18 protein-coding genes, 1 tRNA gene and 1 other RNA gene are annotated in these 18481 nt (G+C 69.5%); 10 read left to right on the top strand and 10 right to left on the bottom strand.

Translation table 11 applies throughout. The features are described from left to right. Positions 1-19: 19 nt before the first annotated feature. Both ACIHFD_RS45430 and ACIHFD_RS45425 read left to right on the top strand, forming a co-directional pair. Positions 20-1033, top strand: coding sequence for an aldo/keto reductase (locus ACIHFD_RS45430; protein WP_397372198.1), 1014 nt, complete (start codon positions 20-22; stop codon positions 1031-1033). After that, a complete protein-coding gene (locus tag ACIHFD_RS45425) occupies positions 1024-1758 on the top strand; it encodes a FadR/GntR family transcriptional regulator (protein WP_397372197.1) in 735 nt (244 codons plus the stop codon). Before ACIHFD_RS45430 ends, ACIHFD_RS45425 begins: the two co-directional genes overlap by 10 nt. Before the next feature lie 313 nt (positions 1759-2071). On the opposite strand, the gene ACIHFD_RS45420 is transcribed toward ACIHFD_RS45425, so the two are convergent. From ACIHFD_RS45420 to ACIHFD_RS45410, 3 genes are read right to left on the bottom strand one after another with little or no spacing between them, the layout of a single operon-like run. After that, a complete protein-coding gene (locus ACIHFD_RS45420; RefSeq protein ID WP_185069514.1) occupies positions 2072-2368 on the bottom strand; it encodes a type II toxin-antitoxin system VapB family antitoxin in 297 nt (98 codons plus the stop codon). Between the two features lie 48 nt (positions 2369-2416). Beyond that, the gene (locus ACIHFD_RS45415; RefSeq protein WP_355192966.1) at positions 2417-3262 is read right to left on the bottom strand and encodes a neutral zinc metallopeptidase; all 846 of its coding nucleotides are present in this window, start codon (positions 3260-3262) and stop codon (positions 2417-2419) included. A gap of 55 nt (positions 3263-3317) precedes the next feature. Beyond that, positions 3318-4265, bottom strand: a complete 948-nt coding sequence (locus ACIHFD_RS45410) for a neutral zinc metallopeptidase (RefSeq protein WP_363978929.1) — start codon at positions 4263-4265, stop codon at positions 3318-3320. Between the two features lie 98 nt (positions 4266-4363). On the opposite strand from ACIHFD_RS45410, the gene ACIHFD_RS45405 reads away from it, so the two are divergent. Next, positions 4364-4993, top strand: coding sequence for a LysE family translocator (locus ACIHFD_RS45405; RefSeq protein WP_363978932.1), 630 nt, complete (start codon positions 4364-4366; stop codon positions 4991-4993). 32 nt (positions 4994-5025) lie between these two features. Here ACIHFD_RS45405 and ACIHFD_RS45400 read toward each other — a convergent pair whose 3' ends face one another. Further along, positions 5026-6513 carry an MFS transporter gene (locus ACIHFD_RS45400; protein ID WP_397372196.1) on the bottom strand — a complete coding sequence of 496 codons (1488 nt, stop codon included), beginning with the start codon at positions 6511-6513 and terminating at the stop codon, positions 5026-5028. Between the two features lie 219 nt (positions 6514-6732). Between ACIHFD_RS45400 and ACIHFD_RS45395 the strand changes: the two genes are divergently transcribed. Beyond that, a complete protein-coding gene (locus ACIHFD_RS45395; protein WP_350724098.1) occupies positions 6733-7104 on the top strand; it encodes a YciI family protein in 372 nt (123 codons plus the stop codon). Next, entirely contained in the window at positions 7101-8312 is a 1212-nt protein-coding gene (locus ACIHFD_RS45390) for an RNA polymerase sigma factor (RefSeq protein ID WP_397372195.1), read from the top strand. Before ACIHFD_RS45395 ends, ACIHFD_RS45390 begins: the two co-directional genes overlap by 4 nt. Before the next feature lie 14 nt (positions 8313-8326). Here ACIHFD_RS45390 and ACIHFD_RS45385 read toward each other — a convergent pair whose 3' ends face one another. The 4 genes from ACIHFD_RS45385 to ACIHFD_RS45370 form a co-directional block, all read right to left on the bottom strand. After that, positions 8327-9103, bottom strand: coding sequence for a class I SAM-dependent methyltransferase (locus tag ACIHFD_RS45385; protein ID WP_397372194.1), 777 nt, complete (start codon positions 9101-9103; stop codon positions 8327-8329). 14 nt (positions 9104-9117) lie between these two features. Next, positions 9118-9531 carry a hypothetical protein gene (locus tag ACIHFD_RS45380; RefSeq protein ID WP_397372193.1) on the bottom strand — a complete coding sequence of 138 codons (414 nt, stop codon included), beginning with the start codon at positions 9529-9531 and terminating at the stop codon, positions 9118-9120. 964 nt (positions 9532-10495) lie between these two features. After that, on the bottom strand, positions 10496-11023 hold the full coding sequence (locus tag ACIHFD_RS45375) for a DinB family protein (RefSeq protein ID WP_285703297.1): 528 nt from the start codon (positions 11021-11023) through the stop codon (positions 10496-10498). 295 nt (positions 11024-11318) lie between these two features. After that, positions 11319-11786 (bottom strand): cupin domain-containing protein, encoded by a 468-nt coding sequence (locus tag ACIHFD_RS45370; RefSeq protein ID WP_397372192.1) that lies wholly within the window; start codon positions 11784-11786, stop codon positions 11319-11321. Positions 11787-11939: 153 nt separating this feature from the next. Between ACIHFD_RS45370 and ACIHFD_RS45365 the strand changes: the two genes are divergently transcribed. After that, the gene (locus ACIHFD_RS45365; RefSeq protein ID WP_397372191.1) at positions 11940-12578 is read left to right on the top strand and encodes a TetR family transcriptional regulator; all 639 of its coding nucleotides are present in this window, start codon (positions 11940-11942) and stop codon (positions 12576-12578) included. A gap of 191 nt (positions 12579-12769) precedes the next feature. After that, entirely contained in the window at positions 12770-13453 is a 684-nt protein-coding gene (locus ACIHFD_RS45360) for a tyrosine-type recombinase/integrase (RefSeq protein WP_397372190.1), read from the top strand. A gap of 81 nt (positions 13454-13534) precedes the next feature. Here the strand turns inward: ACIHFD_RS45360 and ACIHFD_RS45355 are convergent. Beyond that, positions 13535-13619 (bottom strand) — tRNA-Ser (locus ACIHFD_RS45355). Between the two features lie 86 nt (positions 13620-13705). Between ACIHFD_RS45355 and ffs the strand changes: the two genes are divergently transcribed. Beyond that, positions 13706-13801: signal recognition particle sRNA small type (ffs, locus tag ACIHFD_RS45350), an RNA gene on the top strand. 31 nt (positions 13802-13832) lie between these two features. Continuing rightward, positions 13833-16325, top strand: a complete 2493-nt coding sequence (locus ACIHFD_RS45345) for a DNA polymerase III subunit gamma and tau (protein ID WP_397372189.1) — start codon at positions 13833-13835, stop codon at positions 16323-16325. Between the two features lie 87 nt (positions 16326-16412). Here ACIHFD_RS45345 and ACIHFD_RS45340 read toward each other — a convergent pair whose 3' ends face one another. After that, positions 16413-17822 (bottom strand): GAF domain-containing protein, encoded by a 1410-nt coding sequence (locus ACIHFD_RS45340; RefSeq protein ID WP_397372188.1) that lies wholly within the window; start codon positions 17820-17822, stop codon positions 16413-16415. Positions 17823-18130: 308 nt separating this feature from the next. Between ACIHFD_RS45340 and ACIHFD_RS45335 the strand changes: the two genes are divergently transcribed. Further along, complete coding sequence (locus ACIHFD_RS45335; protein ID WP_350724084.1) at positions 18131-18481, top strand: YbaB/EbfC family nucleoid-associated protein; 351 nt, start codon at positions 18131-18133, stop codon at positions 18479-18481.

Here is an 18481-nt window from a genome sequence, read left to right as displayed (position 1 = left end):
CACTCCCAAGGAGCACGCCTTGCGACACCGGAAGATCACGAACACCTCTGTCGAGCTCAGCGAACTCGGCTTCGGGGCCTCCGTCATAGGCAATCTCCACCGCGTCACACCGGCCCTCGACGCGGCCGCCGCGGTCGAAGCGGCCTGGGACGCAGGCATGCGGTACTTCGACACAGCACCCCACTACGGCCTGGGCCTGTCCGAGCACCGCCTGGGCGCCGCGTTGCGGGACCGTCCGCGGAACGAGTACGTCATATCCTCCAAGGTGGGCCGTCTGCTGGTGCCCAACGAGCGGCCGCGCGGGGTCGACGACGAGGGTTTCGTCGTCCGGGACGACCTGCGCAGGCAGTGGGACTTCAGCCGGGACGGGGTACTGCGCTCCATCGAGGCGACACTGGAGCGCACGGGCCTCGACCGTCTGGACGTCGTCTACCTGCACGACCCCGACGACCACTGGAGGCAGGCCGCCGAGGAGGCCATGCCCGTCCTGGCGGAACTACGCGACCAAGGGGTGATCGGCGCCATCGGCGCCGGCATGAACCAGTCAGCCATGCTCGCCCGCTTCCTGCGTGACACCGCCGCCGACGTGGTGATGCTTGCCGGCCGCTACACGCTCCTCGACCAGTCGGCATTGGACGACGTCCTGCCCGCCGCTCAGGAACTGGACAAAAGTGTGGTGGCGGTCGGTGTGTTCAATTCGGGACTGCTCTCCCTCGACCGGCCCGCCGAGGGCATGAAGTACGACTACCGGGACGCGCCGCCTGCCATGGTCGCCCGTGCCCTGGCGATCGCCGAGGTCTGCGTGGCGCACGGCACGACTCTCCCGGCAGCGGCGATTGCCTTTCCGTACACCCATCCCCATATCATCAACGTCACCCTGGGCATGCGGAATGCTGAGCAGGTCGCGCGGAACGCGGAACTCCACCGTCGGCACATCCCCGAAGGCCTTTGGGAGGATCTTCGTGCCCAAGGATTGATCAGATCGGACGTGCCCGCCGAGAAGGGGTACCAGAGGAGTTCGCATTGTCTTTGACCGACAGGGCCATTGAGCAGATCCGTGAGCTGATCCGCACCGGAGCCCTGCCGCCGGGTTCGAAGCTTCCACCGGAACCGGACCTGGCCGCTCAACTGGGCCTGTCCCGCAACCTCGCACGGGAAGCGGTCAAGGCACTGGCCGTCGCGCGAGTCCTGGAGATCCGGCGGGGCGACGGCACGTACGTGACCAGCCTGCAGCCGAGTCTGCTCTTCGAGGGTCTCGGCGGGGCTGTGGAGCTGCTGCAGGGCGACTCGGCCGCCCTGCAGGATCTGATGGAGGTACGTCGGCTCCTCGAACCGGTCGCCACAGCACTGGCCGCGATCCGGATCTCCGACGAACAACTCGCCGAGGTGCAACAGCACTTGAACGCCATGCGTGAGGCCCGCGACGACGTCGAACGGCTCAACGCCCACGACGCGGCCTTCCACCGTGCCGTCGTCTCGGCCACGGGCAACGACACGCTGCTCACCCTCCTGGAGGCCATCTCCGGCCGTACGTTGCGCGCCCGCATCTGGCGTGGCCACGTTGACGCCGAGGCTGCGGGCCGCACCCTCGCCGAGCACGAGGCGATCTTCACGGCCCTGTCCACCCGTGACGCCGCTCTCAGCCAGGCCGCTGCACTGCTGCACGTCAGCAGCACCGAACGGGGATTGAGGGAATACCTGCGCACCACCGAATCCCTCCCCCGCCAAGCGCCGACGGCGAACGGCACCGGAACCTGACCGACGTGGCCATGAACCACGACGAGCGGCGCGCCCACAGCGCCGGCATGGCTCGCTCGAGCGCGGCCGGCACCGCGGCGACGGTGGGATCGAATGGCGGGGGTGGCCCCACCAGGTGTGTGAGGTTCATCACAGACCCAATGGGGTGAGCGGACGGGTTCGGATCCCACCGCCACCGCCACGAGGAGGGCCTCCGACCTACGGGTCGGCGGCTCTCCGTCATGAGGCGGGGCGCTCCCGAGCCTTTCCAACATCATTTATGGAGCGCATGCGAAAAGGGAGCCGCGAATCCCGCGGCTCCCTTTTCCCTTTCTCAGTTGGGCAGCTCGAGGACCCTGGCGTGCAGGATCGATCTTTGGTGCAGGGCCGCGCGCAACGCGCGGTGCAGACCGTCCTCCAGATAGAGCTCGCCCTGCCACTGCACCACGTGCGGGAAAAGGTCGCCGTAGAAGGTGGAGTCGGCGGCGAGCAGCGAATGCAGGTCCAGTACGGCCTTCGTGGTGATCAACGAGTCGAGCCGGACCTGCCGTGGCGGGATCTGCGCCCACTCTCGGTTAGAGAGACCGTGGTCGGGATAAGGGCGTCCGTCGCCGACAAGCTTGAAGATCACCCCCCCGATTTTAGGAGAGAATCCGATTCCTTGCGTTGTCCGGGAGCGTCAGCGCAGGTCGCCCGGTTCGCAGGAGTCGGCTGTGCCCTTTTCGTAGCCGCGTTGGAAGGCGTTGACGCGTTGCTTGGAGCTGCCGTGGGTGAACGATTCAGGATCGATTCTGCCTTGGGTGCGTTGCTGGATTCTGTCGTCGCCGACCGCCGCGGCGGCGTCCAGGGCCTCGGAGATATCCGTCCGGGTGAACGGCTTCTCGTAGAAGCCTGTCTTGACCGCGTTGTGCGCCCAGACGCCGGCGTAGCAGTCCGCCTGGAGTTCGGTGGAGACGGAGGAGCCGCCCGTGTCGAGGGCGCCGAGCAGGTCCTGCACGTGGTGGCCGTACTCGTGGGCGATCACGTACGCCTGCGCGAACGGGCCGCCCTTGGCGCCGAACTGGGTGTGGAGCTGGTCGAAGAAGCTCAGGTCGAGGTAGACGCGCTGGTCGCCGGGGCAGTAGAAGGGGCCGACCGCCGAGCTGGCCGTGCCGCAGCCCGTACGTAAGCGACCGGAGTAGAGGATGGTCTTCGCCGCCCGATATCCCGAAATTTCCTGCTTCCAGTAGTCCTGGATGCTGTTGACCACGCCCACCACCCGGCACCGCTCCGACTGGTCGGCGTCCTTGCCCGTCCGGCACTGCCCGGACAGGTTGGACGGGGACCGCCGCTGGGCGGGCTCGGCGCCGCCGCCACCGCCCACGTTGTTCAGCACGACGACCAGCACGAGCACGATCAGGCTGACGATGCCGCCACCACCGATGATCATGCCGCCGGGGAAGCCGCCGCCACCACCGCCCGAATAACCGCCGCCGGCATCCTCGACCTGCGAGGAGTCGAGCTCGACGTCGTCCCTGAAGTCCATGCTGACGTCCCTTCTGGGGGTGCCGCCCGCATGACAGCTTCCCCACAGAGCCGTATCAAATACCTCCGGAGAACGTGTCGCACCGCTTGGGGTCCCCGCTGTCGTACCCGACGCTGAACCAGCTCTCCCGCTGCCGCGACGTGCCGTGGGTGAACGCGTCGGGGGTCACCCGGCCCTGCGTGCGGCGCTGGATGCTGTCGTCGCCGACCGCCGCGGCCGCGCTGAGCGCCTGGTCGATGTCCGTCTGGGAGAACGGCTCCCGGAAGAAGCCGGTCTTGACCGCGTTGTGCGCCCAGACGCCCGCGTAGCAGTCGGCCTGCAACTCCAGTCGCACCGACGGGCTGCCTGCGCCGGGCCTGCTGTCGGGGCCGACCCTGTTCATGGTGCCGAGCAGGTTCTGGACGTGGTGGCCGTACTCGTGGGCGACCACGTACGCCTGCGCGAACGGACCGCCCTCGGCGCCGAAGTCGCGCTGGAGCGTGTTGAAGAACGACAGGTCGAGGTAGACCTTGCGATCGACGGGGCAGTAGAACGGGCCCACGGCGGCGTCGGCCGTGCCGCAGCCGGTGTTGACCGCGTTGGAGAACAGCACGGTCCTGGCGGGCTTGTACGTGCGCCCGCGCTCCTGGAACGCCTGCCGCCAGTACGTCTGGATGCTGTTGACCGTGCCGACGACGCGGCAGTCCTCGGACTGCTCGGCATCGGCGCCGGTCCGGCACCGCGCCGCCAGATTGCCGGTCTGGGCGGGCATGGCCGGGGCGCTCGGCTGCCGCCCGCCGCCCTGCGGCCCGCCTCCCTGGCCGCTGAACGGCGAGGGGATGACCCCGAACAGGAACAGCCCAGCCGCCGCCAGGATGAGCAGCAGGCAGCCGCCGCAGCCTCCTCGGCCGCCGATGGGCAGCATGCACCCGCCCGGCATCCCGCCCCCGCCCGGCTGCGGACCGGAGGCCCGTACGTCCTCGACCTGCGACGGATCGAGTTGCGCGTCGTCGTCGAACTGCATGCCTCCCTACTCCCCAGCAACGGGTCGAATACGCAGCGCGACAAACGGGGATGCGCGCGACCGGATATGTCCGCTAATCTGCCGATATGACGGCTGGCTTGATCGGAATCGCTCTGGTGTCGCTGGGCATGGTTCTCACGCCCGGGCCGAACATGGTCTATCTGATCTCACGATCGATCTCCCAGGGCCGCCGGGCCGGCCTGATCTCCCTCACCGGCGTCTTCCTCGGCTTCACGCTCTACCTGACCGCGACGTGCCTGGGGCTGACGGCGGTCTTCGCGTACGTACCGGCCGCCTACACGGCACTCAAGCTCGCCGGCGCCGCGTACCTGCTCTGGCTGGCCTGGAACGCCGTCAAGCCGGGCGGCACCTCGGCCTTCCAGCCGCGCACGCTCACCCCCGAGCCCCCGCGCAAGCTGTTCGGCATGGGCCTGCTGACCTGCCTGCTCAACCCCAAGATCGCCATCCTGTACCTGTCGCTGCTCCCGCAGTTCATCGACCCTTCGATGGGCCACGTACTGCTGCAGAGCCTGGCGCTCGGCTCGGTCCAGATCGTCGTCGCCACCACGGTCAACGGCCTGATCGCCATCTCGGCCGGCGCGCTGGCCGCCTTCCTGGGCAGCCGCCCCCTCTGGCTCCGCGTCCAGCGCTACGTCACCGGCACGATCCTCGGCGCCTTCGCCATCCACATGGCCACCGACCGATCGAAGGCCCTGGTGGCCGCCTAGCGTCGGCGCGGCTGACAACGGCGATCACCGGCTCATGAGCGAGCGGCCTCGGGAAGCGGGGCCGAGGCGGCCCGGGTTGCCGGGCGCATGGCCAGGACCAGTACGGCCATCCCGGCGAAGATGACCGCGGCGACACCGCCCGTGACGTGCAGGCCGGCCGTGAAGGCCTCCCGCGCGGCGTGCAGCAGTTCCGCCCCCTGGCTCGCGGGAAGGTGCCGGCTGGCGGCGACCGCGCCGGCCAGCGAGTCGGACGTGCCGCCCATCCGGCTGCGATAGACCACCGCGGCCACCACGCCGAGCAGCGCGAAGCCGAGCGAACCGCCGAAGTAGTTGCCGGTCTCCGACATCGACGCCGCCGAGCCGGCGCGCTCCGGCGGAACGGACCCGACGACCAGTCCGGTGCCCAGCGCGAACAGCGGGCCGGTGCCCAGCGCCAGTACGGTGATGCCGATCATCACCAGCGGCAGGGCGCTCGGACCGTCGACGGCGACCAGCAGCAGGCTGCCCAGCGCCGACCCCGCCAGCCCGCCGGCGATCGCGGTCGTCTGCTTCATCCGCCGGGCCAGCGCCGGCGCGGCCATGGTGCCGACCGCCACGCCCAGGCCCATGGGCGCGAACAGCACCGCCGACGCGACCGGCGAGAAGCCCAGCACGCTCTGCAGGTACTGGGTCACCAGCAGGCCCGTGCCGGCCATGGCGATGCCGGCGAAGACCAGCGCGACGATCACGGCCGTGAGCGGCCGGTTGCGGAGCAGCCGCAGGTCCAGCAGCGGCGTCTCCAGCCGCAGCTGCCGGCGTACGAACAGCGATCCGACGACCGCGCCGACGACGAGGGCCACCGCCGGCACGACCGGCACGCTCTCGACGGTCAGCTGCTTGAGGCCGTAGACCATCAGAAGGACCGCCACGAGCGACAGCCCGACGCTGGCCAGGTCCAGCCGGCCGGCCTGGTCGCTGCGGAACTCCGGCAGCAGGACCGGCCCGGCGAGCAGCAGCAGCGCCATCGCCGGCACGGCGACCAGGAACACCGATCCCCACCAGAAGTGCTGGAGCAGGAACCCGGCGAGCACGGGTCCGAGCGCGCCGCCGGTGAACTGGCAGGTCGCCCAGATCGCGATGGCCTGCCCGCGCTGCCGTTCGTCGCGGAACATGTTGGTGATCAAGGCCAGTGTGGACGGCGCCAGAGTCGCGCCGGCGATGCCCAGGAGCGCCCGTGCGACGATCAGCATCAGCGGGCCGGCCGCGAAGGCGGCCACGACCGACAGCACCGCGAACGCCGCCGCGCCGATCATCAGCAGCCGCCGGCGGCCGATCCGGTCGCCGAGCGTCCCCATCGTGATGACCATGCCGGCCACCATGAACCCGTAGCTGTCACTGATCCACAGCTGCTCGACGTTGGTGGCACCCAGGTCGGCGCTCAGCTGCGGAAGCGCGAGGAGCAACGCCGTCATGTCCATCGCGACGAGCAATGTCGGCAGCATGAGGACGGCCAGTCCCAGCCATGCCCGGTTGACTCTCATATCCGAAACTCCCTGTTCTCTCGACCTTTCGCCGGTTGGTCGGAGCGGTCGAGAGTTTCTTGACATCGACACGGGGGAGACCTCGCGCGACTGCCGCCATGGTGGGGCGGCGAAAAACTCGTGCGAATGTTCTGCCGGGGGATGTCAAGACGGCGGCAGCGGCTCCGACCAACCGGTCGAAGGCCCCGGCCGGGGCTCGCGAACCACAAGGAGGACACGATGAAGTTCCTGATCAGCCTGCACATCAATCCGGCCGTGCTGGACGCGCTGACCGACGAGGAGAAGGCGGCGATCGGCGATGGCCACGGCAGGTTCATCGAGGCGCTGAAGGAATCCGGCGAGCTGATCACCACGCAGGCGCTGGTCGACCCGTCACAGGCGGCTGTGGTGTCCGTACGCAACGGCCAGCCTGTGGTGACCGACGGCCCTTTCCTGGAGGCGAAGGAGTACCTGGGCGGCTTCTACCTGATCGACTGCGAGAACAAGGAGCGGGCGATCGAGCTGGCGACCCAGATCCCGGACACCGCGATCCAGGGGCTGGGGGTGGAGGTGCGGCAGGTGATGTTCGCTGACGGACAATTGGAGGCATGACGACATCAGCCATCGAGGACCTGCTGCGTGAGCTCACGCCGCAGGTCCTCGGCGCGTTGGTACGCCGGCACGGCCAGTTCGAGGAGTGTGAGGACGCCGTGCAGGAGGCCGTCCTCGCCGCCACCGTGCAGTGGCCGTCCGAGGGACTGCCGGACAACCCGCGCGGCTGGCTGGTGACCGTCGCTTCCCGGCGGCTCATCGACCAGATGCGCAGCGACCATGCGCGTCGCGAGCGCGAGTCGGCCACGGCCACCGAGGTGAAGCCCGAGGACGTGCCGGACACCGACGACACGCTCGTCCTGCTGTTCCTGTGCTGCCATCCGACCCTGACCGCGGCCTCCCAGACCGCCCTGACGCTGCGGGCGGTCGGCGGCCTGACCACTGCTGAGATCGCCCGCGCGTTCCTGGTGCCGGAGGCCACGATGGCGGCCAGGATCAGCCGGGCCAAGCAGCGCATCAAGGCCGCCGGCAGCTCGTTCGGCCTGCCGGAGGGCCCGGAGCGCGAGGAGCGGCTGCAGGTCGTCCTGCACGTGCTCTACCTGATCTTCAACGAGGGCTACACCGCCTCCTCAGGCAGCGAGTTGCACCGCTCCGACCTCGCGCACGAGGCGATCCGGCTGGCCAGGATGGTGCACGCGCAACTGCCCGAGGACGGCGAGGTGACCGGGCTGCTCTCGCTGATGCTGCTGACCGACGCTCGCCGGCAGGCACGTACGACGGCGGCCGGCGACCTGATACCGCTGGACGAGCAGGACCGTACGAAGTGGGACCGGGGGCTGATCGACGAGGGCATCGAGCTGGTCAAGGCGTCGCTGGCCGGCCCGGCGCTGGGGCCCTACCAGTTGCAGGCCGCCATCGCCGCCACGCACGCCGACGCGGCCACGGCCCAGGAGACCGACTGGCCGCAGGTGCACGCCCTCTACCTGATCCTCGAACGGATCGCGCCCAACCCGATGGTCACCCTCAACCGCGCGATCGCGCTCGCCGAGACCGAGGGCCCGTCGGCCGGCCTGGCCCTGCTGTCCACGTTGGACAGCGACGAGCGGATGGCCGGGCATCACCGGCTGCTGTCCGTACGGGCGCATCTGCTGGAGAAGACCGGCGACACGGCCGGGGCGTACGAGCACTACCGGCGCGCCGCGAAGTCCACGGCCAGCCTCGCCGAGCAGCGGTACCTGGAGTCCCGGGCCGGCCGGGTGAAACCCTAGATTTCGCATGCGCCTCAGGGCCGCCTGGCGACCAGCACCTCGCTCGCCAGCTCCTGCTCCCACCGGCCTGCCGGGTTGTCGGCGAGCAACGCCCGTCGCAGCGTCTCGACGAACGCGGGCAGACGCTCGCCCAGCCTGGCGGGCGAGCTGTAGGAATAGGAGAGCTGAAGCCCGACCAGTCCATCCACGTCCCAGACCAGCCGCCGGCTGAACACCCTGGATTCCACCCTGCTGAAGGCCGAGGCGGCCAGCACCTCGTGGTGATGCTCGCCGGTCGCGTGGAAGGAGTTGGCGGCCGCGCGGATGTCGAGGCCGAACTCCTCGCACACCCGTCTCTCGACCGGCTGCCACGGTTGCGAGTCCGGCTGCCACGGCTCTCCCCACTGCCTCGCCGGACCGACCAGCGCCACCGCGCCGCCGGCCGGCAGCAGCTTACCCAGCTCCGTCAGCACGGACCTACGATCCATCCAGTGGAACGACCGACCCATCACCACCTGCTCGAACGGCGGCAACCCCCGCAGAACGGTCGAGTCGCCCCGCACCCAGGTGATGTTGGCGACACCCCCGGCCAGCCGCCGCCCTTCGGCGAGCATCTCCCGCGCCGGATCCACCGCGAGCACCGCCCTCACCCGCCGGGCCAACGGGATCGCGATCGTCCCGGGACCACAGCCGAGATCCAGCACCCGCCCGTCCTCGCCGAACGTCTCCGCCAGATGCTCCATCGCCGCCCGGCCGTAGCCCGGACGGTATCTCGCGTAGTACGGCGCAGCCCCGCCGAACAGATCCTCCACGGACGGGACACCTGTCAGCAGTTGACGGAGGCGGTGGCCCGGGGCCGGCCTGAGATGGGCTCCAAGGCCACGGGGAACGTCCGCCCGTCGACCACCTGGATCTCGACCGAACTCGGCCCCGTCCACCTGACCGAGTCGAAGGCGTCAGCGGGGTCGTCGTCGTTGAAGCAGCCGAGATGCCACTCCCTGCTGTAAAACCCGTCGTCCTTGCGGATGCTGAGCCGCATGATCGCGTCCGGTCCGAGTCCGGCTGCCGACTGCTGAAGCCGGACCCGGTACGGCGCAAGCTCCAGCATCGCGGGCCTCTCGTAGTACGCGTTGAGGAGACTGGTTTCGTTCTCGGCCGCGTAACCCTCAGCCGTCCTGTCGTAGTCGTTGAGTGGGGAGGGGTTTGCGGTCTCAACGTGATCTTTGGGCACGGTAGACATGCGGGCCATTTTGGCCCAGCAGTCTCGGCGGCACGGACATAGGGCAGATCTTGATCAAGCACGCAAACGGCATAACATCCTGCTCGCCAGCGAATGCAGCAGATCGAGCCGGGCCGAAGTAGCCCTCCTCGCTGCTCGTATGCGCGGAACTCGCCTCAAGCGCACATCCGCCAACTGAAGCGCTCAGCCAGCCCTGCCTGGCGGACACGCGGGGCCAACTGTCGCTCCCAGATGGGCCACCTATCGCCCCCACGGGCCAAGTAGCGCTCCCAACGTCACTGCCTGAGGCGACGGTGGACAGTGGGCGCTCTGCCACGTGTCGATAGCGGACCATGAGTTGGTCCGGTCGGCCCTCGATCGCCAGCGATGCCTACCCGCTGCCGAGCTCGACCCGCGCGAGGTCACGCGATTCGTTCACTGGATCCTCTCTAGGATCATCGACGCATCGGCATAACGCAGGTGCAGCAGGCGGAATCGACCTCTTTGGTCAGGGCGTCGGCGTCGCCCTCGACCACGTGCACCTCCCACGGCTCGGCACCCGGCCGTGAACCCAGACCTTGTCCTGGAGGGACGCCGCCGTCAGGGTGTTACAGCTGGCCTCTCGCGCGTAGCGCGCGCTTGGAAAGGCGTGCGAAGCGCCATTCAGAGCCTGCTGACAAAGGATTTGGTCGCTGAGGGATGCCCTGGTCGAGCCCCTCTTCGAGCGATACGCCTGCGGACAGGAGCGGGCTCCTGTTAGTTGAGGTGTTGTCTACGCCACTCGGCAACCAGGAGTCCGCTACCGGTCTTGTCCAGTCCCGACCGCCGCGGCAAGGTTCTGGAACTCCTGGCCGCTGCCCACGAGCACTTAAGCCTTCGTCACCCGGCTCGGAGTCCTGGAGCTACGGCTAACCACCGCTCAGCTGATCAGTGGGTACGTCGGTGAGGTGCCAGGACCTAGATACGGGTGATGCCGGGAGAGCCGCTACGCTCCCGTGGCCCCATCGATGCGCTCCCGGATCAGGTCGGCGTGCCCGGTGTGCTGCGCGTACTCCTCCAGGAGGTGAATGTAGATCCAGCGGAGGCTGACCTTGCCGGTCGGCGCCCGGGGGTCGTCGGCCAGCTCCTCGAGGTCGATGTCCGCAACCGCGGCGTCGCAGGCAGCCGTCTCCGCGAGGAAGGCGGCGTAGTCCGCCTCGGCGTCGGCGTCGGCCACCAGGTCGAAGTCGCCGTCTTCGTACTCCTCCGTGATGTGCAGCTCGGGCAAGTTTTCGTGCAGGAACTTCTCCCGGAACCACCAGCGCTCGACTTCCGTCATGTGTCGCAGGAGGCCGAGCAACGTCAGGTTGGACGGCTCCACGGAGGCGGTCTTCAGTTGCTCGGAGGTGAGGCCGGCGCATTTGCGCAGCAGGAACACCCGGCGGAGCTTCAACCAGTTATCCAGCATCTCGCGTTCGCCACAGGCCATGTCGGTCCGAGGTCCCCGCTCTACGTCGGGTGCTGTCCACGTCATGTCACCATCATGACGACCTGCGCAACCGATTTTGCGGGGTACGCGCGTATCTTGCCCGCCGGGCGTATCGCTCGAAGACGGGGCTCGACCAGGGCATCCCTGTCCCGGCCTCAGCGACCAAATTCTTTGTCAGCAGGCTCTTTAGACACTCACGTGCGGGCAGACGTGGTTCTGTTCCGGGCTGCCTTGCCATCTGCGGTGCGGCCGCTGCCATGACTGCTGGGCGAAGAGCCCGCCGGCCGCACGTCCGCCCCAAGCCGCTCCCATCGATCGCCTTCTGAAGAACGGCCTACCGCTAGGGGGCCGACCGCCAGTCGGGGAGGTCCTCGAAGTACACGTCGTAGCGGTGCTGCTCGGGGAGAAGTGAGGCGAATTCCGCCTCGCCACGGCTGATGGCGGCCAGCTGCTCGAAGTAGCCAAACCGTTCGATACCAGGGCTGAGCACGACGACCACGTCGGCCACCTCACCCTCTGCCGCCCCGAAGACGTGCGGCAGGCCGGGCGGTACGACGACAAGCCCACCCTTTCCCACCGTGGTCAGAGTGTCGCCGAGACGGAACAACATCGTCCCGTCCAGCACATAGAAAAGCTCGTGGGAGAGCTTGTGGTGGTGCGGGGGTGCCCCGTCGGCGCCGGTTGCGAGAGTGAGCCTGCTGGCGCTGACCGCACCCCCGTCGGCGAGCAGCTCGAACGCGCCGTCCGTGAGCGATGCCCCGGCCGCCTCACCGGGTTGCACCACCAGCGCAGTTTGCATGGCCTCCATAGTGACTCCTTCGATCGGACGTGTCGCCCGGTGATCAGTCTGGCGCGCCAGTCACCTCGCGAAGGACGTCACCGGGACCGCGCTTGCTGTACATGTACAGTTGTAGTCTACGGTAACTGTACATGTCCAGTCGGGGAGTGCCAGACTGCCGGTATGGCAGCGACGAAGACCCCACCCCTCGACACCGACGTCCCCGGAGCGCCGTCGCCCGGTGCGACGCGTTCGCGGGACGGCGAGGCGTCACGCGCCACGATCCTGATGGCCGCCCGTGCGGCCTTCGACGGCAAGGGCTACGCGCAGACGTCGCTACGCGAGATCGCTAGAAACGCAGGGGTCAGGCCCTCACTGGTCGTGCACTTCTACGGCTCGAAGGCGGGCCTGCTGGCCGCCACAGTCGAATGGCCCTTCGATCCCGACACGGTTGTCCGTCAGGTCCTCGCGATGGGCCCCGACCACATCGGCGAGCGTCTCGCCGACGTGTTCCTGGAGACCTGGGAGCAGGACGGTCGGCCCAACACGGCTCTCACCCTGCTGCACGCGGCCTGCGAGCGTCCGGAGGCGGCCACGCTCATGCGGGAGCTGTTCACCACGTGCGTGGTGGATCCGATCGTCACGGCCATCGCCCCCGAACGGGCCGAGCTCCGGGCCTCTCTGGTGGCCAGTCACCTGCTGGGCCTGCACGTGGGGCGCTACCTGCTGGAGTTCCACGCGATCGCCGGGGCGGATGCCGACGTACTCAAGCAGGCGCTGGCGTCCACCATCCAGCACATGTGCACCGGACCGCTCTGGTAGGCGCCCCCCGGGCCCAGGCAATCGCAATCTGCTAGCGCGTTGAGACGACACCCCTGCGATGCGGGCTGTGCTGCGGGGCGGCACGAGACACTTGAACTGGTCCAGGCAACAAAGAAACTCACTGGATCGAGAACATCGCAGTCCCACCTGCCATACGAGAGAGCACGCATTCCGGCTACAAGGTAGACGTGGTGACTCACCTGATCCCCGGAATCGGTGCTCACCGTCTCGACAAGCTGGAGCCCGAACACCTCGAAAAGCTCTACGCCAAGATCCAGCGCTCCGGCCGATCCGCTGGCACGGCTCATCACGTTCACCGGACCCTCCGCGCTGCGCCAAACGAGGCCGTACGTCGTGGCCACATCACGAAGAACCCGGCGACGCTGGCGAAGGCTCCGGTGCTCACGGATGCCGAGATCGAACCGTACGACATCGAGGAGATTCGCCTCCTGCTCCAGGCTGCTGACAAGCTGCCACGGAACAGCGCGCGGTGGGGGATCGCGCTGTCCCTCGGTCTGCGCCAGGGTGAAGCCCTTGGTCTGCGCTGGGCGCACGTGGATCTCGACAAGGGCGTTCTGCGGGTACGGCGCAGTCGTCAGCGTCCCAAGTACGACCACGGGTGCAACGACAAACCCTGTGGCCGGAAACCCGGCTACTGCCCGAAGCGCAAGCAGGTCAACGAGGCCACGTCGGACACCAAGTCAAAGGCTGGACGGCGCGTGCCGGAGCGCACGGTCATGGCGATCATGGGGTGGTCCGGCTCGGGCATGGCGGCGCGGTATCAGCACGTGACAGACGGCATCCGGCAGACCGTGGCCAAGCAGGTCGGGGGTCTCATCTGGGAGGCGGACAGGGGCTCTGGAAAGGCCAACTGAGACCCAAACTGAGACTGGAATAGCGAAAGGGGCCGACTTGGATGGGGTCGGCCCCTTCGCGTTTACTGCCTCAACCAGGCGCGGAGGATAGGGGATTTGAACCCCTGATAGGTTGCCCTATACACGCTTTCCAAGCGTGCGCCCTCGGCCACTAGGCGAATCCTCCGCCGACGAGCTTACCGGACTTCTGGGCGTGTGCAGACCACCTTTTCCGGTGTGGAGCGAGCACTGCGTCATCCGGCTAGACTGTCCAGGGACCCCTCGCGCGGCGTCATCCTGTGAACCTCCCCAGGGCCGGAAGGCAGCAAGGATAAGCGGGCTCTGGCGGGTGTGCGAGGGGTCTCTTCGTTGAGAGCCCCCTCGCAGGCGGGATGGTCGCATGAGCCTTGCGCTTTACCGCAAGTACCGGCCCGGGACGTTCGCCGAGGTCAAGGGTCAGGAGCACGTCACAGACCCGCTGCGGCAGGCGTTGCGTACGGGGCGGATCAACCACGCCTACCTGTTCAGCGGCCCTCGCGGGTGTGGCAAGACCTCCAGCGCGCGCATCCTGGCGCGCTCTCTCAACTGCGAGAAGGGGCCGACGCCCGACCCGTGCGGTGTCTGCGAGTCGTGTGTCGCGCTCGCCCCCACCGGTCCTGGCCACCTCGACGTCATCGAGATCGACGCCGCCTCGCACGGTGGCGTGGACGACGCGCGCGACCTGCGTGAGCGGGCGTTCTTCGCCCCCGTCTCCGCGCGCTACAAGATCTACATCATCGATGAGGCGCACATGGTGACCCGGGAGGGTTTCAACGCGCTGCTCAAGCTCGTCGAGGAGCCCCCGCCGCACCTGAAGTTCATCTTCGCGACGACCGAGCCGGAAAAGGTCATCGGCACGATCAAGTCGCGTACCCACCACTATCCGTTCAGACTGATGCCGCCCGCGACGCTCCGCGCGCTGCTGGAGGAGATCCTCACCTCCGAGAGCGTGCCCTTCGAGCCCACCGCGCTGCCCCTCGTCGTACGGGCGGGCGCGGGCTCGGCGCGTGACTCGCTGTCGATCCTCGACCAGCTCCTCGCCGGGGCCGAGGAGGACGGCATCACCTATGCCAAGGCCGTCTCCCTGCTCGGCTACACCGACGGCGACCTGCTCGACGAGGTCGTCAACGCGTTCGCGGCGCGTGCCGGCGGGCAGGTGTTCCACGCGGTCAACCGGGTCATCGAGGGCGGCCACGATCCCCGCCGCTTCGCCTCCGACCTGCTCGAACGCTTCCGTGACCTGGTCATCCTGGCGAACGTCCCCGAGGCGGCGTCGAGCGGGCTGCTCGACCGGCCCGCCGATGAGTTGGAGCGCCTGGTTCAGCAGGCCGCTTCGATGGGCCCGGCGGAGCTCACGCGCGCGGCCGAGGTCTTCAACGCCGGTCTCACCGAGATGCGCGGGGCCACCTCGCCTCGGCTGCTGCTGGAGCTGATGTGTGCGCGCGTCCTGCTTCCGGGTGCCGCGCAGGGTGAGGAGGCGTTGCTCGCCCGTATCGAGCGGCTGGAGCGTGGTGGGGCTGTCGCTCAGATGGCCGCCGCCAGGGTCGCCGCCCCGCCCGTCCCTTCCGTGGCTTCTGTCCCGCCTGTCGCCGCCCCGCCCGTTTCCGGTCCAGCCGGTACGGCCGGTCCCGCTTCGGTGTCCATTCCTCGACCGGGTGTCTCGTCCGGCCAGGGTGGCGCGCCGGCCCCGGCGGGTGCTGGGAGCGCGGGTGAAGCGGTGGCGGGTGGCCAGGGTCCGGCTGCCGCCGGTTCCGGTGCGGCGGGAGGTGACGACTGGCCTGAGCCGGCTCGTCCCGGTTCGCCTTCCGTGACACAGGCGGCCCCAGCGGCAGGCGGCGCGCCCCAGGCGGCCAGCGGCGGACAGCCCAGTGGCGGCGCTCCCACCGGGAGCGGGGCGGGGGCTCTACAGGCGCAGTGGGCCGCCGTGCTGGCCTCGCTCAAGCAGCGCAGCATCGTCGTCTGGGCGAACGTGAGCACCAACGCCCAGGTCGTGGGCGTGGAAGGCAACGTCGTCACACTGGGCTTCACCCAGGTCGGCGCGATGAAGAACTTCACGGGCGGCGGCAAGGACGCCGTCGTGGCCGGTGCGCTCGGCGATGTGCTCGGCGGCACGTGGCGCGTCGAGGCGGTCGTCGGCGGCTCCCCAGCCCCCGTCGGCGGCTCCGCGTCCCGGGGCGCTCCCCGCCCGCCCGCGCACGGCGGCCCGGCGGGCGGTCAAGGCGCGGCGGGAGGTAACGGCCCAGCTGGAGGTCACGGCGCGGCGCCCGGTTCGGCCGGTCCGCACGCTGCCGCCTCCGGCTCGACCGGTCCGCACGCCGCCTCCGGCTCGGCCGGTCCGCCTTCCGCCCCCTCCGGCGTGCCTGGACCTGCCGGTGTCCAGGGTGGCGCGGGCGCCCAGCCGGGGGCTCACGTTTCCCAGGGGCGTACGGCCTCCCACGGCGGGTCCCACGAGGACGGGGACGCCCAGGAGGCCGGCCCAGGCCACCCCGCGGCCGGGTCCACCGGACGTCAGACCACGGACGAGTCCTGGCCCGACGCTCCCGACGACCTCAGCCCCGGCTCACCGCCGGCCCCCGACCCCACGAACACCGTCTCCGTCGTCGCGGTCGGCAGCGGGATGGCTGCCGCGAAGTCGGCGGCGCGGGCCGCGGCCCAGGCGGGTCCGCGCGTTCCCGCCGCCCGTGGCAGCGCCGCGGCCTGGCCGGAGAGCGTCCCCAGCCGCAACAAGGGTCCGGAGTCGGACGACGTCGACCCCCTGAACGACGTCGACGCCGACGTGGACGCGGTCTCCGGCATGGCTTTGCTGGAGCGCGAGCTCGGCGCACGGGTGATCGGCGAGATCGACCACGCCTGAGACCACACCGAAGGCCGTGCCTGAGGCCGCACTGAAGGCCGTGCCTGAGATCGCGCTGAAGGCCGAGCGGAAGACCGCGCCTGAGCGTCAGGGGCAGAGTCGGGAGCGGGCGGCCGCGGAGCGGGGGTCGGTGGAGGGAAGGGCGGCCAGGCGCTCCAGGACCTCGTAGTCGTCCCGGCCGCTGCAGGTCTGCGCGTACGTCCACAGCTCGTCCGGCGACCCGTGCCGCAGCAGGCACACGCGTACCTGCGCCTCCAGCTCGTCCCGCTCGCGGCGGATCTCCGGCGACTCCGAGCGGAGCAGCAGCGGGCCCCGGTACGCGCGGGCCAGCGCGCGGGAGTCGTTGGCCGACACGTGGTGGCGTACCTCCAGGAAGTCGGCCTCCAGCGGGCAGGTCAGCCGGTACGGCTTGGCCGCGATGGCCTCCCCGAGCTGGGCCCGCAGCCGGTGGATCTCCGCCCTGATGGTCACCGGGTTGCCGTCGTCGCCGTAGAGGTGGAACGAGAGCTGTTCGGCCGTCAGCCCGTGGGGATGCAATGCGAGCAGGGCCAGGATCTCGGCGTGCCGGAGCGAGAGCGGCCGGTCGAGCTCGCCGAACGTGGCCACCGGCTGCCCCTCGCCGAGGAAGGACAGGGCGAGCGTGGGAGGCGCCGCGGAGGATGTGAGACGCAGGAGGAAGCCGTCGGAGAACGGCTCCAGCACGGCGGCGGAACCGTCCTGGAGTATCACCCGCCGGCCGGACAGGCGGAGGCGCTCGCCCAGGGAGCCGGCCGGGTCGCCGGAGAGCACGCGGCCGGTGGCCGACAGCAGGACCCCGGGCCGCCCGCGCAGGGACTCGAAGCGGCGGCGCAGGCGCTCGTCGCGTTCGTGCATGCGCAGCGCGAGCTGGGTCTCGGTGAGCTTGGCCGTGGCGGCGACCAGCGCGACGGTCGCGGGGTGCAGGCTGCGCGAGGTGCCGCTGACGTCGACGCAGCCGACGATCTGGCCCGAGTCCGGGTCGGTGATCGGGGCGGCGCTGCACGACCAGATGTGCAGCACCCGCATGAGGTGCTCCTCGGAGTAGACGTGCACGGGCCGGCCCGCTTCGAGCGCGGTGCCGATGCCGTTGGTGCCGACCGTGCCCTCGGCCCACTGGTGCCCGTCGGCCAGACCGATCTGGTCTGCCCGGCGCATGATCGCGTGGTTGCCCTCGCGCCACAGCACCCGTCCGCCGCCGTCGGTGACGATCAGGACCTCGTCGGCCAGGCTGGACAGCGTCTGGGCGATGAGGGGCAGCAACGGCTGCAACGGGTGCGCCTGGCGGACGTCCTGGATGTGGGAAAGGTCGTAGACCAGGGGCGCGCTCTTGCCCTCCGGGTCGATCCCGGCCTCCAGCGACCGCTCCCAGGAGGCGGTGATCAGGCGGCGGGGCAGCTCCGGAGGCACGCGGCCGGCCGCCGCCGCTTCGTGCGCTCCGCGTAGCAGGCGCGAGTACGCGTCGAGGTCTGCGTAACTCATCGGTCACTCCAAGTAGTCAACAAAGAGCATCCGTCCTGCGGGCGGTCCGCGCAACCCCTAAGGGGGGATTGCACAGGGTGATTGAATGAACGCAACGTGTGTGCAACGTCAGGGTCGCTAACTTCTTGTGGCAACGCGTCGGCGTGGTGCGGCCGCTCCGCCGACGTGGTGGCCGGGTCTCGGACGCTGGAGGGGGGCCGAGATCCGGCCAAAAAACATCCCAGGTAGGGCTGCACCAGTACAGGACGACGCCCAAACCCCGTAGGCTCGTGGCAGTCAAGAACCGGAGCCACGAGGAGCGCACGACGGTGAACCCAGGGGATGTCAACCTGCAGCAGCTGCTGGAGCAGGCCCAGCTCATGCAGCAGCAGCTTGTGAGCGCCCAGCAGGAGCTCAACGACGCGCAGATCGAGGGCTCATCGGGCGGTGGCCTTGTCACGGCCGTGGTCAACGGCTCAGGTGAGCTGCTGGAGCTCAGGATCGACCCGAGCGTGATCGACGCCGGGGACGCGCAGGACACCGCGGACACGATCGCCGACCTGGTGATCGCGGCCGTCCGCGACGCCGTCCGCGCCGCGGCCGATCTGCAGCAGGAGAAGCTCGGCCCGCTGGCCCAGGGGCTGGGTGGCGGCGGCCTCGGACAGTTGCCAGGGTTCTAG

The sequence above is a fragment of the Nonomuraea sp. NPDC051941 genome, from assembly GCF_044593615.1.
This window is presented reverse-complemented; position numbering and strand designations above follow the sequence as displayed.

Coding starts and splice junctions, on each gene's coding strand:
- ACIHFD_RS45415 (WP_355192966.1), bottom strand. CDS start 3,262: ATGGACTTCAGGGACGACGTCGAGCTCGACTCCTCGCAGGTCGAGGAT.
- ACIHFD_RS45410 (WP_363978929.1), bottom strand. CDS start 4,265: ATGCAGTTCGACGACGACGCGCAACTCGATCCGTCGCAGGTCGAGGAC.
- ACIHFD_RS45400 (WP_397372196.1), bottom strand. CDS start 6,513: ATGAGAGTCAACCGGGCATGGCTGGGACTGGCCGTCCTCATGCTGCCG.
- ACIHFD_RS45395 (WP_350724098.1), top strand. CDS start 6,733: ATGAAGTTCCTGATCAGCCTGCACATCAATCCGGCCGTGCTGGACGCG.
- ACIHFD_RS45390 (WP_397372195.1), top strand. CDS start 7,101: ATGACGACATCAGCCATCGAGGACCTGCTGCGTGAGCTCACGCCGCAG.
- ACIHFD_RS45380 (WP_397372193.1), bottom strand. CDS start 9,531: ATGTCTACCGTGCCCAAAGATCACGTTGAGACCGCAAACCCCTCCCCA.
- ACIHFD_RS45375 (WP_285703297.1), bottom strand. CDS start 11,023: ATGACGTGGACAGCACCCGACGTAGAGCGGGGACCTCGGACCGACATG.
- ACIHFD_RS45370 (WP_397372192.1), bottom strand. CDS start 11,786: ATGGAGGCCATGCAAACTGCGCTGGTGGTGCAACCCGGTGAGGCGGCC.
- ACIHFD_RS45365 (WP_397372191.1), top strand. CDS start 11,940: ATGGCAGCGACGAAGACCCCACCCCTCGACACCGACGTCCCCGGAGCG.
- ACIHFD_RS45345 (WP_397372189.1), top strand. CDS start 13,833: ATGAGCCTTGCGCTTTACCGCAAGTACCGGCCCGGGACGTTCGCCGAG.
- ACIHFD_RS45340 (WP_397372188.1), bottom strand. CDS start 17,822: ATGAGTTACGCAGACCTCGACGCGTACTCGCGCCTGCTACGCGGAGCG.